The sequence below is a fragment of the Pseudomonas sp. RL genome (genome assembly GCF_000647775.1).
Lineage (GTDB): Bacteria > Pseudomonadota > Gammaproteobacteria > Pseudomonadales > Pseudomonadaceae > Serpens > Serpens flexibilis.
Map to the genome: position 1 here is coordinate 1 of NZ_JBOY01000031.1, position 15,420 is coordinate 15,420.

General features: G+C 67.9%; 12 protein-coding genes, 1 pseudogene and 1 riboswitch. Of the genes and pseudogenes, 6 read left to right on the forward strand and 7 right to left on the reverse strand.

From position 1 onward, the window contains the following. From AS93_RS18845 to AS93_RS0106310, 7 genes and pseudogenes are all read right to left on the reverse strand, one after another. A pseudogene (locus tag AS93_RS18845) lies at positions 1-456 on the reverse strand (ABC transporter substrate-binding protein); the annotation flags it as partial. Positions 457-550: 94 nt separating this feature from the next. Further along, positions 551-2,389, reverse strand: a complete 1,839-nt coding sequence (locus AS93_RS0106285; RefSeq protein ID WP_027589817.1) for a TonB-dependent receptor — start codon at positions 2,387-2,389, stop codon at positions 551-553. A 92-nt stretch (positions 2,390-2,481) separates the two neighbouring features. Further along, a riboswitch (cobalamin riboswitch) is annotated at positions 2,482-2,690 on the reverse strand. 219 nt (positions 2,691-2,909) lie between these two features. Next, positions 2,910-3,440: an alpha-ribazole phosphatase family protein gene (gene cobC / locus AS93_RS0106290; protein WP_027589818.1), complete on the reverse strand. Its 531-nt coding sequence runs from the start codon at positions 3,438-3,440 to the stop codon at positions 2,910-2,912. Beyond that, the gene (locus AS93_RS0106295; RefSeq protein ID WP_081798234.1) at positions 3,425-4,201 is read right to left on the reverse strand and encodes an adenosylcobinamide-GDP ribazoletransferase; all 777 of its coding nucleotides are present in this window, start codon (positions 4,199-4,201) and stop codon (positions 3,425-3,427) included. The genes cobC and AS93_RS0106295 overlap by 16 nt, the downstream gene beginning before the upstream one ends. After that, complete coding sequence (cobT, locus tag AS93_RS0106300; RefSeq protein ID WP_027589820.1) at positions 4,198-5,244, reverse strand: nicotinate-nucleotide--dimethylbenzimidazole phosphoribosyltransferase; 1,047 nt, start codon at positions 5,242-5,244, stop codon at positions 4,198-4,200. Before cobT ends, AS93_RS0106295 begins: the two co-directional genes overlap by 4 nt. Positions 5,245-5,535: 291 nt before the next feature. After that, positions 5,536-7,419 (reverse strand): 1-deoxy-D-xylulose-5-phosphate synthase, encoded by a 1,884-nt coding sequence (gene dxs, locus AS93_RS0106305; RefSeq protein ID WP_027589821.1) that lies wholly within the window; start codon positions 7,417-7,419, stop codon positions 5,536-5,538. Positions 7,420-7,492: 73 nt separating this feature from the next. Further along, a complete protein-coding gene (locus tag AS93_RS0106310) occupies positions 7,493-7,786 on the reverse strand; it encodes a hypothetical protein (protein ID WP_027589822.1) in 294 nt (97 codons plus the stop codon). 217 nt (positions 7,787-8,003) lie between these two features. Here AS93_RS0106310 and fdnG point away from each other — a divergent pair, with 217 nt between their 5' ends. The 6 genes from fdnG to AS93_RS0106345 form a co-directional block, all read left to right on the forward strand. Next, positions 8,004-11,078, forward strand: a complete 3,075-nt coding sequence (gene fdnG / locus AS93_RS0106320) for a formate dehydrogenase-N subunit alpha (RefSeq protein WP_139326753.1) — start codon at positions 8,004-8,006, stop codon at positions 11,076-11,078. Between the two features lies 1 nt (position 11,079). Continuing rightward, on the forward strand, positions 11,080-12,051 hold the full coding sequence (gene fdxH / locus AS93_RS0106325) for a formate dehydrogenase subunit beta (RefSeq protein WP_027589825.1): 972 nt from the start codon (positions 11,080-11,082) through the stop codon (positions 12,049-12,051). Continuing rightward, positions 12,048-12,713, forward strand: coding sequence for a formate dehydrogenase subunit gamma (locus tag AS93_RS18850; RefSeq protein ID WP_051587359.1), 666 nt, complete (start codon positions 12,048-12,050; stop codon positions 12,711-12,713). The genes fdxH and AS93_RS18850 overlap by 4 nt, the downstream gene beginning before the upstream one ends. Before the next feature lie 33 nt (positions 12,714-12,746). After that, on the forward strand, positions 12,747-13,670 hold the full coding sequence (gene fdhE / locus AS93_RS0106335; RefSeq protein ID WP_027589826.1) for a formate dehydrogenase accessory protein FdhE: 924 nt from the start codon (positions 12,747-12,749) through the stop codon (positions 13,668-13,670). After that, a complete protein-coding gene (selA, locus tag AS93_RS0106340) occupies positions 13,667-15,067 on the forward strand; it encodes an L-seryl-tRNA(Sec) selenium transferase (RefSeq protein ID WP_037008642.1) in 1,401 nt (466 codons plus the stop codon). Before fdhE ends, selA begins: the two co-directional genes overlap by 4 nt. Beyond that, the coding region (locus AS93_RS0106345) for a GTP-binding protein (protein WP_027589828.1) at positions 15,064-15,420 on the forward strand (357 nt) is incomplete at its 3' end. The genes selA and AS93_RS0106345, both read left to right, overlap by 4 nt.

The following is a 15,420-nucleotide window of genomic DNA, read 5'->3' on the forward strand; positions in this document are numbered from 1 at the left end:
CAGCAGCAGACGCTGCGGGCGAGCCGGCGCCGGCAGCGCCGCGGGTGGCGCACTGGCCAGGGTTTCGGGTAGCTGAACGGCGCGCAGGAACTGCCGCTCATAGGCCGCCACCTGCGCCAGCGTCGTCGGCAGCGGCAGCACCTCCACCGACAGGCCGAGCGCCTGCAGCCGCTGGCGCAACAGGGTATTGGTGAACTGCCCGACCACTACCCGGTCCGGTTGCAGCGCGTAGATCTGTTCGAGGCTGCCGTCGTGGGTCGGCCACTGCGGGCCGATCCAGGCGATGGGGTAGCGCTGCTGCATGGGCGACAGGGCCGCCACGCGGGTCGGCGGTAGGTAATGGACGACCATCCAGTCCAGGCACAGGTCGAGGGAGAGGACACGCTGCGGCGCGTCGCCCGCCTGTGCCGGCAGGGCAAGCGACAGGAGCAGGGGCAGGAACAGGGCTCGCAGCAAGAAATACCGCCTCGTCGAATCAGGGGGGACGCACCGCATCGGCGGCGCCCGCGGAATATGGCGGGTTGCCGGCGTGCCGGCAACCGCTAGGGGGTTACAGGGAGGGGGTCCAGGTGAAGGCCAGTTGCGTGGAGCGGCCGTCCTCCTGGTATCCGATGGCGTTGTAGTAAGACTTGTCGAAGAGATTGTCCGCCTTGAGCGCGACCTCAAGCTCGGGGGTGGCGCGCCAGGAGGCCCGCAGGCCCAGGGTTCCGTGCCCCGGAACCCCCCGGGTATTGGCTGCATCGTCGTAGGCCCGGCCCACGGCCTTCCAGGTTGCGCCGGCGGTGAAAACGCCAAATCGCCGGTCGACATCCCAGCTCATTGTCCTGCGGGCACGGTACTGCAGGTCGTTGCCGCTGGTGCGGTCCTCCGGCTTCAGCAGACTGGCGCTGATCTGATTGTGCCAGCCCAGAACCTCGGCCTTCAACGAAAGCTCCAGGCCGGTCAACCGGGCCTCCTGAACGTTTCGGGGCATAAAGACCGTGTTGTCCCAAACGATGGCATCCCTCAGGTCGGTCCGATACAGGGCGGCTTCGAACTCTATGGCGTTGCCAACCTCGGCGAGCCAGCGCAGCTCGTACGTTTTCGAGGTTTCGGCCTCGAGGTTGGGGTTGCTGGCGAATGGATAGTAGAGGTCCGTAAAGGTCGGCGCGCGAAACCCTTCGCCATAGGACAAGCTCAAGGTGTGGCTGTCGTGGACCGGCAGCTTGAGCGCGGCGTTCCAGGTGTTCTCGCTGGAGAACATTTCGTTGTCGTCATGGCGGACGCCGAGCTCGCCACCAAACCGTTCACCGGAAAAGGCGTACTGGATGAAGGCCGCAGCGTTGTAGCGCGAGTCTTCCGCGTACTCGCTGGATGTTTTGACGTGGTCGCGATACCAGTCCGCGCCGAGAGTCAGCCGGTGCCTCGGGGCGACCTCTACCTGATTGATCCAGGCCAGGCTTTCCCGCTCAATGTTGCTGTGGCTGTTATTCGCTGGCGCGAGTTTATCCAGATGCCCTACGTCACTCTCCGAGTACCCAACTTCCAGGCGGGTGTTCCAGTTGGAGGAAACCCGGCTGTCGAGATATGCGGAGGCAAAGCGATGGTTGAATTCTTCGTAGGGATGCACGCCCCAGCCGAAGGCGTCGTACTCGGAGTCCCCCTCGGCCTGATTGAAGTTGAAGCCCGCCTCGGTGTGTTCGTTGAAACGGTGATTCAAGTTCAAGGCGACAGCCGTGTTTTCGAAGCCATCGGCATCGGCATCCGTGCCCGTCGAAGTATCGGCGCGGCTGAAGCCGTTGCTCTTTTCATGGCTGAGGCTGAGGCTGAAGCGAGTGGCTGCGTTGCCTCCGGAAAGCCCGGCGGATTGCTCCCAGGTGTCATGGGAGCCATAAGCCACGCGAACTCGCGGCTTAAGCCCCTGGCCTTCAGCGCGGCGGGTGAAAATCTGGATGACGCCGCCAATGGCATCGGAGCCGTAGATGGCCGAGCGAGGGCCGCGCAAGACTTCAATTCGCTCGATCTGATCAACACTCAACAGGCTGAGCGGGGCGCTACCGCCGTCGGGGCTGTTCACCCGTTGCCCATCGATCAACACCAGCGTCTGCGCCGTCTTGGTGCCGCGAATGAAAATGCCGGTGGTCGAGCCCCGGCCGCCATCCTGCTTGATCTGCACGCCCGGGGTACGACGCAGCAGATCGGCCACGGTGCTGGGCTGCAGGCGGTCAATGTCGTCGCGGGTAAACACGGTTACGGCGCTGTAGGTGTCGCCTTTGCTTTCGGCCGTACGCGAGGCCGTCACTACCACCTCCGGCAGTTTCAACTGCTCATCAAAGCGCGGCGTTTCATTGGCGGCGAATACCGCCGGGGAGGCCAGGGCAATCGCCAGGGCCAGACGGGAAAACTTCATTCGAGAGTCCTCAAAAGATCGATCCTTTTGAGGAGGGCAGGAACACAAGCGCGGAATACGGAGACGGCGCTTGACGGTGCCGCCCTCCGCAACACCAGTCGCTTCTCGTCGGCCGGTCTCCGGACTCATGACCCTGACGACTCCGCCTTCCCAGGAATGATCCCAGTGGCTGTTGGAGTCGCCGCCCGAGAGGGCGGGCATTCACCGTTGCGGGGGCAGTGCCGGGATGGCTCACAAAAGAGCGCCACCGGCTTCCCGTTTAACGCAAAAACACTTGCGCACCGACAAGAAAAACGCGGGCACCATAACGGGCGGCGCGTGGGGAAGCAATGATCGGCGTTAAGGGCGAGGGGTGCCTGGGCCTGGAGCGGGTGTCGCTCTCACCTGCGTCGGCCGGCATGAAGCCGGCCCCACGGGTTCACACCCGGCTCACCAGGCGGCGCGGCCCGTGGGGCTGTGGGGCCGGGTTTATCCCGGCCGGCGGCGTCGAGCCCGTGACGATGCTTGCCCCGCTCTTCCATCAAGTGGCTGGGTCCAGCCGTATCAGCTCGCCATGGCCCACTGGCTGGCGAAAGGCCTGCTCCAGTGACTCGCCGAGCAGCAGATGATGCAGCGCGCGGATCGGCCCGGCGTGGGTGATCAGCAGGGCATCGCCGCTTCCCAGCTCGGCGAGGAACTGCCGCAGCCGCGCCAGCAGCTCGGGGAGGGGTTCGCCGCCGGGTGGCGCCGCGCGTTGCCAGTGGTCGCCCCAGTGGCGTGCTTCCGGCGAGTCCAGTTCCGCCCAGGTACGCCCTTCCCAGGCGCCGAAGTTCAGCTCCATCAGCCGGGCGTCGATGCGGTAGGGGGAGCCCAGGGCGTCGGCCAGGGCGCGGCAGCGCTGGCTGGGGCTGCTCCACACCGGCGGCGGGCCGCCTGGAAACTGCCGCGCCAGGGTTTCCCGTATCGCCTGCGCCTCGGCGGCAAAGCTGTCGGCCAGCGGCACATCCAGCTGGCCGTAGCACAGCCCCGGCGCGCAGCCGACGCGGGTGTGGCGGATCAGATAAAGCGGCACAGCGCCAACGCCCCGAGCAGGAAGGTCAGCTCGCTCAATTGTTGCAGTGCGCCCAGGCAGTCGCCGGTGAACCCGCCGATCCACTTGCGCAGCCAGCGGGCGAACCACAGGCGCAGGGGAATCAGCGGCAGCACCGCCAGCCACAGCAGGGGCGGCAGTTCGATCCACAGGAACGGCGCCAGGGCCAGCGCGGCGGCGATCAGCAGGCCGAGCAGCGAGATGCGCACCGCCAGCGGCTTGGCCTTGCCTTCCGGGCGGGCGTAGGACTCGGTGAGCATCATGGTCGCCGCGTTCAGGCGGCTGACGGCGTGGGCGAGGATCAGCAGCGGAATCACCAGCGCGGCGGGCAGCGAGACCAGCAGCAGGAACTTGCCGCCCAGCGCCGCGAGCAGGGTAGCGGCGCCGTAAGTGCCCAGCCGCGAGTCCTGCATGATGGCGAGGATGCGCTCGCGGTCCCAGCCGCCGCCCATGCCGTCCATGCAGTCGGCCAGGCCGTCCTCGTGGAAGCAGCCGGTGAGCAGCAGGCCGAATACCATGCTCAGGAAGATGGCAATCGGCGCGTCCCACAGGAAACTGGCGCCCCAGTAGACCAGCGCGCAGGCCGCGCCGATCAGCGTGCCGATCAGCGGGAAATAGACCGCCGCCCTGTTCAGCTCGTCCTCGGAATAGGGCACCCGCGCGGGGATCGGCACGCGGGTGAAGAACTGCAGGGACAACAGGAAACGGTCGGTCTCCCGGCGCAGGGCGGAACGCTCGCTCATCGGTCGGAGACGCCGGCGGATTCGAACGAGGCCATCTCGTTGAGGAAGCCGCAGGCGGCCTGCAACAGCGGCCACGCCAGCACCGCACCGCTGCCTTCGCCCAGGCGCAGGTCCAGCTGCAGCAGGGGCGTGGCCTTGAGGTGCGCCAGCAACAGCGGATGGCCGCCTTCCTGGGAGCGGTGGCCAAATACCGCGTAGTCGCGCACCGCCGGCGCGATCTGCATGGCGGCCAGCAGCGCGGCGGTGGCGATGAAGCCGTCGACCAGGATCAGCGCACCCTTCTCGGCGCTGCCCAGCATGGCGCCGGTCATCATCGCCACCTCGAAGCCGCCGACTTCGGCAAGAGCATTCAGGGCGTCGTGCGGGCCGGGGCCGACGCGCTCGGCCACCGCCTGCAGGGTGGCGACCTTGCGCGCCAGGCCGGCGTCGTCCAGGCCGGTGCCGCGTCCGGTGCAGGCGGCGATCGGCAGGTCGGCCAGCAGGTGGCTGAGCAGCGTGGCGGCGGAGGTGTTGCCGATACCCATCTCGCCGAAGGCCAGCACGTTGCTACCCAGGGCGACTTCCTCGTGGGCGATGCGTCGGCCGGTTTCCAGGCAGCGCAGCGCCTGCTCGCGGCTCATGGCCGGGCCTTCGAGGCAGTTGGCGGTACCGTGGGCGATTTTCTCGTGGCGCAGCGGCAGGTCGGCGGGGAAGTCGTGGTTCACCCCGGCATCCACCACCTGGAAGGCGAAGCCATGCTGGCGCGCGAAGCTGTTGGTGGCGGCGCCGCCGGCCAGGAAGTTGTACACCATCTGCGGGGTGACTTCGGCCGGATAGGCGCTGACGCCGGACTGGGCCAGGCCGTGGTCGGCGGCGAAGATGGTCAGGCTCGGGCGGTTCAGCTCGGGGCTGAGGGTCTGCTGTACCCAGCCGATCTGCAGGGCCAGGGCCTCCAGCTGGCCAAGGGCGCCGAGGGGCTTGGTCTTGCGATCGATCTTGTGGCGCAGGGCCGGAAGGATGGCGGTGTCGGGGGCGGAAAGGTTGAAGCAGGGCAGGGAAGACATCAAGGCGCTCGATAGCACCGAGCGGGTCGGTGCGGAAGGAATGAAAAAGGGGGCCGCCGGAACCTTACTGCCGGCAGCGGGGCGGGACAAGCATCAGGGGGGCTAGGGGCGTAGCGCGGACAGTGCCTTCCTGTCCGCCGATGGTTCCCGACCGAAGCCGCGTTCGGCGGACAAAACAACGTTGTCCGCCCTACAGCTGCACCGAGCGGATGTAGGGCGGACAGCGCTTTCCTGTCCGCCGATGGTTCACAACCGAAGCCGTGTCCGGCGGACAAAACAGCGTTGTCCGCCCTACAGGCTGTTCAGCCGCTTGCGCACCGCCGCTTCGATCCCCGCCTCGTCCAGCCCGCACTCGGCGAGCATCTCGGCGGGCTTGGCGTGCTCGACGTAGCGGTCGGGCAGGCCCAGGTGCAGCAGCGGCTTGACGATGGCCTCGCTGGCCAGGAACTCGCTGACCGCGCTGCCGGCGCCGCCCATGATGCTGTTTTCCTCGATGGTCACCAGCAGCTCATGCTCGGCCGCCAGCTGGCGCACCAGGGCCTCGTCCAGCGGCTTGACGAAACGCATGTCGACCACGGTGGCGTCCAGGGTTTCGCCGACCTTCAAGGCTTCGGCCAGCTGCACGCCGAAGGCCAGCAGGGCGACGCGCCGGCCCTGGCGACGGATCACGCCCTTGCCGATGTCCAGTGGCTGCAGGCCCGGCTCCAGCGGCGCGTTCGGGCCGGTGCCGCGCGGGTAGCGCACGGCGGCCGGCCCGTTGTGCAGGAAGCCGGTGGTCAGCATGCGGCGCAACTCGTTCTCGTCGCTGGGGGTCATGACCACCATGCCGGGGATGCAGCGCAGGTAGGAGAGGTCGAAGCTGCCGGCGTGAGTCGGGCCGTCCTCGCCGACCAGGCCGGCGCGGTCGATGGCGAACAGCACATCGAGGTCCTGCACCGCCACGTCGTGAATCAGCTGGTCGTAGGCGCGCTGCAGGAAGGTGGAGTAGATCGCCACCACCGGCTTGGCGCCTTCGCAGGCCATGCCGGCGGCGAGGGTCACGGCATGCTGCTCGGCGATGGCCACGTCGAAGTAGCGGTCCGGGAAGCGTTCGCTGAAGGCCACCAGGTCGGAACCTTCCTTCATGGCCGGGGTGATGCCCAGCAGGCGCGCGTCCTGGGCGGCCATGTCGCACAGCCACTGGCCGAACACGTTGGAATAGCGCGGGCCGGCCGGCTTCTTCGGGGCCTTGGGTGCGTCTTCCAGCTTGTTGATGGCGTGCCAGGCGATCGGGTCCAGCTCGGCCGGGGCGAAGCCCTTGCCCTTCTTGGTCACCACGTGCAGGAACTGCGGCCCGGACAGGTCGCGCATGTTGCGCAGGGTGGCAATCAGGGTCGGCAGGTCGTGGCCGTCGATGGGGCCGATGTAGTTCCAGCCCAGTTCCTCGAACAGGGTGCCGGGCACCAGCATGCCCTTGGCGTATTCCTCGGTGCGGCGGGCGATTTCCCAGGCGCCGGGCAGGCGCGACAGCACCTTCTTGCTGCCCTCGCGCATGGAGGCGTAGGTACGGCTGGAAAGGATCTTGGCCAGGTAGTTGGACATGCCGCCGACGTTGCGCGAGATCGACATGTCGTTGTCGTTGAGCACCACCAGCATGTCGGCGCCGACTTCCGGGGCGTGGTTGAGCGCCTCGAAGGCCATGCCGGCGGTCAGCGCGCCATCGCCGATCACCGCGATGGCCTTGCGCTTCTCGCCGCGCAGGCGGTTGGCGATGGCCATGCCCAGCGCCGCGCCGATGCTGGTGCTGGAGTGACCGACGCCGAAGGTGTCGTACTCGCTCTCGCTGCGGCGCGGGAAGGCGGCCAGGCCGTCCTTCTGGCGCAGGGTGCCCATGCGCTGGCGACGACCGGTCAGGATCTTGTGCGGATACGCCTGATGGCCCACGTCCCACACCAGCCGGTCATCCGGGGTGTCGAAGATGTAGTGCAGGGCAATGGTCAGCTCGATCACGCCGAGCCCGGCGCCGAAGTGGCCGCCGGTCTGCCCGACACTGTAGAGCAGCTCCTGGCGCAGTTCGTCGGCCAGTTGTTCCAGTTCCGCTTCGCTCAGACGGCGCAGCTCGACGGGCGTTGCGGCGCGGTCGAGCAGGGGCGTGGCGGGACGCTGGCGGGGGATTTCATGGAACGTCTTGGGCATCAGACTGATCGTTTCATCGGGGTAAAAGACGGCGCAGTTTACTCGAAGCGTGTGAGGCTGCCCAATCGGCTGTTCAGTGAATGAACAGGCTGAGCAGCCACAGGCCCAGCAGCAACAGCAGCACGCCGGAAATGAAGGCGCGGCGCAGCAGGGCGCGCACTGCCGACACCAGGATCAGCAGGCCGACGACCAGCGCCGCCAGGCTGAGCAGCGAGGCGTCCATGCCCAGGGCGCTGGCCAAGCCGTTGAGAAAGCCGCGGCCGGCATCGGCGATCGCCTCGAACAGCCCATACAGGCCATCGATGATCCAGCGCAGCAGGGTGCCCAGCGCCTCGCCCATGCTTTCGAAAAAGCCTTCTACCCGCATCGCATCGACCTTCCGTTGAATGGACGCGCAGTGTAGGGGCTCTCGGCGTGACTTTGCGAGCCTGTGGGGATGGCCGTCGGGCTGGTCGATTGCCAACTGGCCGGCATTGGCTACTGTTTAACCAGAGGTGACGACCTTGGCAGAGGTCGCGCCTGCCGGCACAGCCTGCGGCACCGCACGACCGCAGGGACCGGCCAGCCTGAGCAGGAGATGCGTGATGGACATGAACCGTCGGCAGTTCTTCAAGGTCTGCGGTGTCGGCCTTGGGGCGTCCAGCCTGGCGGCGCTGGGCATGGCTCCGCCACCCGCCTACGCCGAATCGATTCGCCACTTCAAACTCGCCCACACCCGGGAAACCCGCAACACCTGCCCGTACTGCTCGGTCGGCTGCGGGCTGATCCTGTACAGCCAGGGCAGTGGTGGCAAGAACGTCAGCCAGGAAATCATCCACATCGAGGGTGACTCGGATCATCCGGTCAATCGCGGCACCCTGTGCCCGAAGGGCGCCGGCCTGCTGGACTTCGTCCACAGCCCGCACCGCCTGACCCAGCCGGAGGTGCGCGAGCCCGGCAGCGACACGTGGACACCAATCAGCTGGGACGACGCCCTGGATCGCATCGCCCGGCTGATGAAGGACGATCGCGACGCCAACTTCATCGAGCGCAACGAACAGGGGCAGACCGTCAACCGCTGGCTGAGCACCGGCTTCCTGGCGGCCTCGGCGTCGTCCAACGAGTCCGGCTACATCACCCACAAGGTGGTGCGCGCCCTCGGCATGCTGGGGTTCGATAACCAGGCGCGTGTCTGACACGGCCCGACGGTGGCAGGTCTTGCCCCGACGTTTGGCCGCGGTGCCATGACGAACCACTGGAGTGACATCCAGAATGCCGATCTGATCCTGATCATGGGCGGCAACGCCGCCGAAGCCCACCCGTGCGGCTTCAAGTGGGTGACCGAAGCCAAGGCTCACAACAAGGCCCGGCTGATCGTGGTCGACCCGCGCTTCAACCGCTCGGCCTCGGTGGCCGACCTGTACGCACCGATCCGCACCGGCACCGACATCGCCTTCCTGGGCGGGTTGATCAACTACCTGCTGGAGAACGACAAGATCCAGCACGAGTACGTGCGCAACTACACCGACCTGCCGCTGATCGTGCGCGAGGGCTTCGGCTTCGAGAACGGCCTGTTCGACGGCTACGACGCCGAGCGACGCGGCTATCCGGACAAGTCGACCTGGAACTACGAAATCGGCCCGGACGGCTACGCGCTGACCGACCCGACGCTCAGCCATCCGCGCTGCGTCTACCAGCTGCTGCGCGCCCACTACAGCCGCTACACGCCGGAACTGGTCAGCAGCATCTGCGGCACGCCGCAGGACCTGATGCTCAAGGTCTGGGAGGCCGTGGCGGAAACCTCGGCGCCCGGCAAGGTCATGACCATCATGTACGCCCTGGGCTGGACCCAGCACACCGTGGGCTCGCAGATGATCCGCTGCGGCGCCATGGTGCAGCTGCTGCTGGGCAACATCGGCATGCCGGGCGGCGGCATGAACGCCCTGCGTGGTCACTCCAACATCCAGGGACTCACCGACCTGGGCCTGCTCTCCAACCTGCTGCCCGGCTACCTGACCCTGCCCCGGGACACCGAGCAGGACTACGCCGCCTACATCGCCGGGCGGGCGCCGCGGCCGCTGCGGCCCAACCAGCTGTCCTACTGGCAGTACTACGAGCGCTTCCACGTCAGCCTGATGAAGGCCTGGTTCGGACCCAACGCCACGGTGGAAAACAACTGGGCCTACGACTGGCTGCCGAAGCTGGATATCCCCGGCTACGACGTGCTGAAAGTGTTCGACATGATGTACGAGGGGCAGATCAACGGGTACTTCTGCCAGGGCTTCAATCCCATCGGCTCGTTCCCCAACAAGGCCAAGGTCAGCGCCGCGCTGTCGCGGCTGAAGTACCTGGTGGTCATGGACCCCCTGCAGACCGAGACGGCCGAGTTCTGGCGCAACGCCGGCGAGCACAACGATGTGGACACCGCCGCCATCCAGACCACGGTGTTCCGCCTGCCCACCACCTGCTTCGCCGAGGAGAATGGCGCGCTGGTCAACAGTGGTCGCTGGCTGCAATGGCACTGGAAGGCCGGTGACCCGCCAGGGCTGGCGCGCACCGACGTGCACATCATGGCCGGCCTGTATCACCGGCTGCGCGAGCTGTACCTGAGCGAGGGCGGCGTGTTCCCCGATCCGATCCTCGGCCTGCACTGGAACTACGCGCGCCCCGACGAGCCCAGCGCCGAAGAAATCGCCATGGAGTACAGCGGCAAGGCGCTGACCAACCTGACGGACCCGAACACCGGCGCGGTCGAGGTGCGTGCCGGCGAACAGCTGGCCGGCTTCGGCCAGTTGCGCGCCGACGGTTCCACGGCCTGCGGCTGCTGGATCTGGTCCGGCTCCTGGACCCAGCAGGGCAACCAGATGGCGCGGCGCGACAACGCCGACCCCTTCGGCATGGGCCAGACCCTGGGCTGGGCCTGGGCGTGGCCGGCCAACCGGCGGATTCTCTACAACCGCGCCTCGGCGCGGCCGGACGGCCAGCCCTGGGATCCGGTGAAGAAGCGCCTGGTGTGGTGGAACGGCACGCGCTGGGCCGGCACGGACGTCCCCGACTTCAAGCTCGACTCGCCGCCGGAGGAGGGCATGAGCCCGTTCATCATGACCCCCGAGGGCACGGCGCGCTTCTTCGCCGTGGACATGATGGCCGAGGGCCCGTTCCCCGAGCACTACGAGCCGTTCGAGACGCCCATCGGCCGCAACCCGTTGCACCCGGACAACCCCTTGGCGCGCAGCAACCCGGCGGCGCGGGTGTTCAAGAACGACATGGAGCTGTTCGGCACCGCCGAGGAATTTCCCTACGCGGCCACCACCTACCGCCTCACCGAGCATTTCCATTTCTGGACCAAGCACTGCCGGCTGAATGCGATCACCCAGCCGGAGCAGTTCGTGGAAATCGGCGAGGCATTGGCCAGCGAGCTGGGCATCGCCGCCGGCGACCGCGTGAAGGTGTCGTCCAACCGCGGCTACATCAAGGCGGTGGCGGTAGTCACCAAGCGCATCCGCCCGCTCACCGTGGACGGGCGCACGGTGCACCACGTGGGCATCCCGCTGCACTGGGGCTTCTCGGGACTGGCCAAGAACGGCTTCATCACCAACACGCTGACTCCGTTCGTGGGCGACGGCAACACCCAGACCCCGGAGTTCAAGTCCTTCCTGGTCAACGTGGAGAAGGCATGACATGGCGACCCAAGACCTGATTGCCCGCTCCGCCACCACCACGCAACCGCCCTCGGTGCGCGACACGATGGAGGTGGCCAAGCTGATCGACACCTCCAAGTGCATCGGCTGCAAGGCCTGCCAGGTAGCGTGCTCGGAGTGGAACGACCTGCGTGACGAGGTGGGCGAGAACCACGGCATCTACGACAACCCCATGGACCTGACCGCCGAGTCCTGGACGCTGATGCGCTTCGCCGAGTACGAGAACCCGGACTCGGGCAACCTGGAATGGCTGATCCGCAAGGACGGCTGCATGCACTGCGCCGAGCCGGGCTGCCTGAAGGCCTGCCCGAGCCCCGGCGCGATCGTGAAGTACGCCAACGGCATCGTCGACTTCAACCAGGACCACTGCATCGGCTGCGGCTACTGCATCACCGGCTGCCCGTTCAACATCCCGCGGCTGTCCGCCAAGGACAAGAAGGCCTACAAGTGCACCCTGTGTTCCGACCGCGTGGCGGTGGGCCTGGAGCCGGCCTGTGTGAAGACCTGCCCGACCGGCGCCATCGTCTTCGGCAGCAAGGACGACATGCGCAACCACGCCGCCGGACGCATCGCCGACCTCAAGGAGCGCGGCTTCGAGCAGGCCGGGCTGTACGATCCGGCCGGTGTTGGGGGAACCCACGTGATGTATGTGCTGCACCACGCCGACCAGCCGCAGCTGTACAGCGGTCTGGCCCAGGACCCGACCATCAGTCCGCTGGTCAGCCTGTGGAAGGGCGTCACCAAGCCGCTGGCGCTGCTGGCCATGGGCGCGGCGGTGCTCGGTGGTTTCTTCCACTACGTGGGCATCGGCCCGAACCGCGTCGAGGAGGACTACGACCCCGAGGCAGGCGATCCGCTGCCGCCTTCTGGCGAGCCTGTAGTGCACCAGGTCGACCCCGGTGTGCACCAGGTCGATCCCCGCGACCCGCGAAGCGGAGGAACCCCGAGATGATCCGCAGCAGACCCATCGTTCGCTACACCGCCGGTCAGCGCGTCAACCACTGGCTGGTGGCGCTGTTGTTCCTGGCCGCCGGCCTGTCCGGGCTGGCGCTGTTCCACCCGTGGCTGTTCGGCTTGTCCGGCCTGTTCGGCGGCGGGACCTGGACGCGCATCCTGCACCCTTGGTTCGGCGTGGCCATGTTCTTGTTCTTCCTGTTCCTGGTCATCCGCTTCGCCCGCCACAACGGCATGGAGCGGCGCGACTGGCAATGGCTCAGGCAGATGAACGACGTGGTGGCCAACCGCGAGGAGCGCCTGCCGGAGGTGGGTCGCTACAACGCCGGCCAGAAGCTGCTGTTCTGGGTGCTGATCGTGCTCATGCTGGTGCTGCTGCTCAGCGGCCTGGTCATCTGGCGCGCCTGGTTCAGTCACCTGTTCGACCTCACCAGCCTGCGCCTGGCCAGCGTGATTCATGCGGCGGCCGGCTGGCTGCTGGTGATGAGCATCATCGTGCACGTGTATGCCGGTATCTGGGTGAAAGGCTCGATGGACGCCATGCTGTTCGGCACCGTCAGTCGCGCCTGGGCGCGCAAGCACCATTACCTCTGGTATCGGCACCTCACCGGCGAGGAAACGCCGACGACACGCACCGTGCATCGCCCGCCGCGCAGCTAGGCTGAATGCGCCAACCCGGAAAAGGACAGTCGTGTGACAGGGAAACTTCTCGAACCGGGGCAGATCGAGGCGGCGGCCGAACGGCCGCCGTTCATCCAGCTGCCGCCCCATGACCTTTTCGCGCTGCGTGCCGCGCAGTTCGACACACTGGCCACCGATCACCCGCTGGGCGAATACCTGCGCCTGCTGGCCGGCGTCTGCCGGGCCCAGCAGCAGGTCCTCGACCAGCCGCCCGCCCTGCCGGCGCTGAGCGAACGGCGCATCCAGGAATCCCTGCGCCACGGGCTGCCGCCGCTGTCGGTCGATACCCTGGTGCGTGAGGGGGGCTGGCAGCCGCTGCTGGATGCCTGGCTGGACATCTTCTACACCGCGGACAACCCCACGGTGCGCGCCGCGCTGGCGCGCCTGCACCGCGCCGACGAGTCGCAGCGCAAGGCCTGGGCGGTGGCGCTGCTGGCCGGCCAGTACGAAGGCCTGCCGGCGGCGCTGGTGCCGTTTCTCGGCGCCGGTCTGCAGCTGGCCTGGACCCACTGGCTGCTCGGTCTGCGCGAGCGCCTCGAAGCTCTGCCCGAGCCGGGCGAGCTGACCCATTGCCCGTGCTGCGGCGCGCCGCCCATGGCCGGGGTAATCCGCCACCGGGGCGTGTTCAACGGCCTGCGTTACCTGGTCTGCTCGCTGTGTTCGGCGCAGTGGCACTTCGTGCGCCTCAAGTGCAGCCAGTGCCTGTCCACCCGCGAGCTGGACTACGTGCGCCGCGACGGCACGCCCGGCGATGTGCAAGCCGAGGCCTGCCCGAGCTGCCATGGCTACCTCAAGCTGCTCTACCTGGAGCGCCGCTCCGATGGGGAATGCCTGTCCGCCGACCTGGCCAGCCTGGAGCTGGACATGCTGATGAACGAGCAGGGCTTTCACCGCCTGGCGCCCAACCTGCTGCTGGCGCCGGGAGGCGAGGGATGAACGAGGCGGTGCGCCTGCCCTCGGTGGAGCGTCTGCTGCAGGCGCCGGCCATGGCTCCGCTGCAGGAGCGGCACGGGCGCGCGGCGCTGCTGCACAGCCTGCGCGAGCTGCTGGACGAGCTGCGCGAACCCGTCCTGCAGGGCCGCTTGTCCGCCGTGGAGCTGGAGGCCGCCGTGCTGGCCGGCCGCGTCGGCGAGCGGCTGGCCAGTCGGGAACGCAGCCAATTGCGCCGGGTGTTCAACCTGACCGGCACGGTGCTGCACACCAACCTGGGGCGGGCGTTGCTGCCCGAGGAGGCCATCGAGGCGGTGGCGCTGGCGGCCCGTCATCCGGGCAACCTGGAATTCGACCTGGCCAGCGGCCGGCGCGGTGATCGCGACGCGCTGGTCGAGGAACTCCTGTGCGAGCTGACCGGCGCCGAGGCGGTCACCGTGGTCAACAACAACGCCGCCGCCGTGCTGCTGGCGCTCAACAGCCTGGGCGCGCGCAAGGAAGGCATCATCTCGCGGGGCGAACTGATCGAGATCGGCGGCGCCTTCCGCATCCCCGACATCATGGCCCGCGCCGGCGTGAAGCTGGTCGAGGTGGGCACCACCAACCGCACCCATGCGCGCGACTACGAGGCTGCCATCGGCCCGCGCAGTGCGCTGCTGATGCGCGTGCACACCAGCAACTACAGCGTGCAGGGCTTCACCGCCAGCGTGCCGACCGACCAGTTGGCGCGCATTGCCGCCCGGCACGGCCTGCCGCTGCTGGAGGACCTGGGCAGCGGCAGCCTGCTGGACCTGTCGCGCTGGGGTCTGCCCCAGGAGCCCACGGTGCGCCAGGCGCTGGCCGACGGCGCCGGGCTGGTGACTTTCAGCGGCGACAAGCTGCTCGGCGGCCCCCAGGCCGGGCTCATCGTCGGCCGGCGCGAGCTGATCCAGCGCCTGAAGAAGAATCCGCTCAAACGCGCCCTGCGCGTCGACAAGCTGACCCTCGCCGCCCTGGAAGCGGTGTTGCGTCTGTACCGCGACCCGGAGCGGCTGGCCGAGCGGTTGCCCACGCTGCGCCTGCTCACCCGCCCGCAGGCGGAGATCCGCGCCCAGGCCTTGCGCCTGCTGCCGACGCTGAGCGACGCACTGCCGGCCGACTGGCAACTGGAGGCGGTGGACGCCCTGGGCATGATCGGCAGCGGTGCCCAGCCGGTGGCACGGCTGCCTAGCGCGGCGCTGCGCTTCACGCCGCAACAGCCGCGCCGCCTGAGGAGCCGCGCCCTGCGCCAGCTGGAGGAGACCCTGCGCGGCCTGCCGATTCCGGTGCTCGGGCGCATCGACGACGACGCCCTGTGGCTGGACCTGCGGCAGCTGGATGACGAACCGGCCTTCCTGGCCCAGTGGCCATTGCTGCGCGAATGATCATCGGGACCGCCGGCCATATCGACCACGGCAAGACCATGCTGCTGCAGGCCCTCACCGGCCAGGCCGGCGACCGCCGCCGCGAGGAGCGCGAGCGCGGCATGACCATCGACCTCGGCTACCAGTACCTGGAGCTCGGGCTGGACGAGCCGCTGGGTTTCATCGATGTACCGGGCCACGAGCGCTTCATCCACAACATGCTGGCCGGTGCCAGCGGCATTGATCGGGTGTTGCTGGTGGTGGCCGCCGATGACGGCGTGATGCCGCAGACCCGCGAGCACTTGGCGATTGTCGAGCTGCTGGGCATTCCGCGTGCCCTGGTGGCTCTCACCAAGATTGATCGTGTCGAGCCG

What these genes read in the sequence shown, in the direction of transcription:
- AS93_RS0106295 (WP_081798234.1), bottom strand. Translation starts at nt 4,201, where the DNA reads ATGAGCGAGCGTTCCGCCCTGCGCCGGGAGACCGACCGTTTCCTGTTG.
- fdxH (WP_027589825.1), top strand. Translation starts at nt 11,080, where the DNA reads ATGGCGACCCAAGACCTGATTGCCCGCTCCGCCACCACCACGCAACCG.
- cobT (WP_027589820.1), bottom strand. Translation starts at nt 5,244, where the DNA reads ATGTCTTCCCTGCCCTGCTTCAACCTTTCCGCCCCCGACACCGCCATC.
- AS93_RS0106310 (WP_027589822.1), bottom strand. Translation starts at nt 7,786, where the DNA reads ATGCGGGTAGAAGGCTTTTTCGAAAGCATGGGCGAGGCGCTGGGCACC.
- dxs (WP_027589821.1), bottom strand. Translation starts at nt 7,419, where the DNA reads ATGCCCAAGACGTTCCATGAAATCCCCCGCCAGCGTCCCGCCACGCCC.
- selA (WP_037008642.1), top strand. Translation starts at nt 13,667, where the DNA reads ATGAACGAGGCGGTGCGCCTGCCCTCGGTGGAGCGTCTGCTGCAGGCG.
- AS93_RS18850 (WP_051587359.1), top strand. Translation starts at nt 12,048, where the DNA reads ATGATCCGCAGCAGACCCATCGTTCGCTACACCGCCGGTCAGCGCGTC.
- AS93_RS0106285 (WP_027589817.1), bottom strand. Translation starts at nt 2,389, where the DNA reads ATGAAGTTTTCCCGTCTGGCCCTGGCGATTGCCCTGGCCTCCCCGGCG.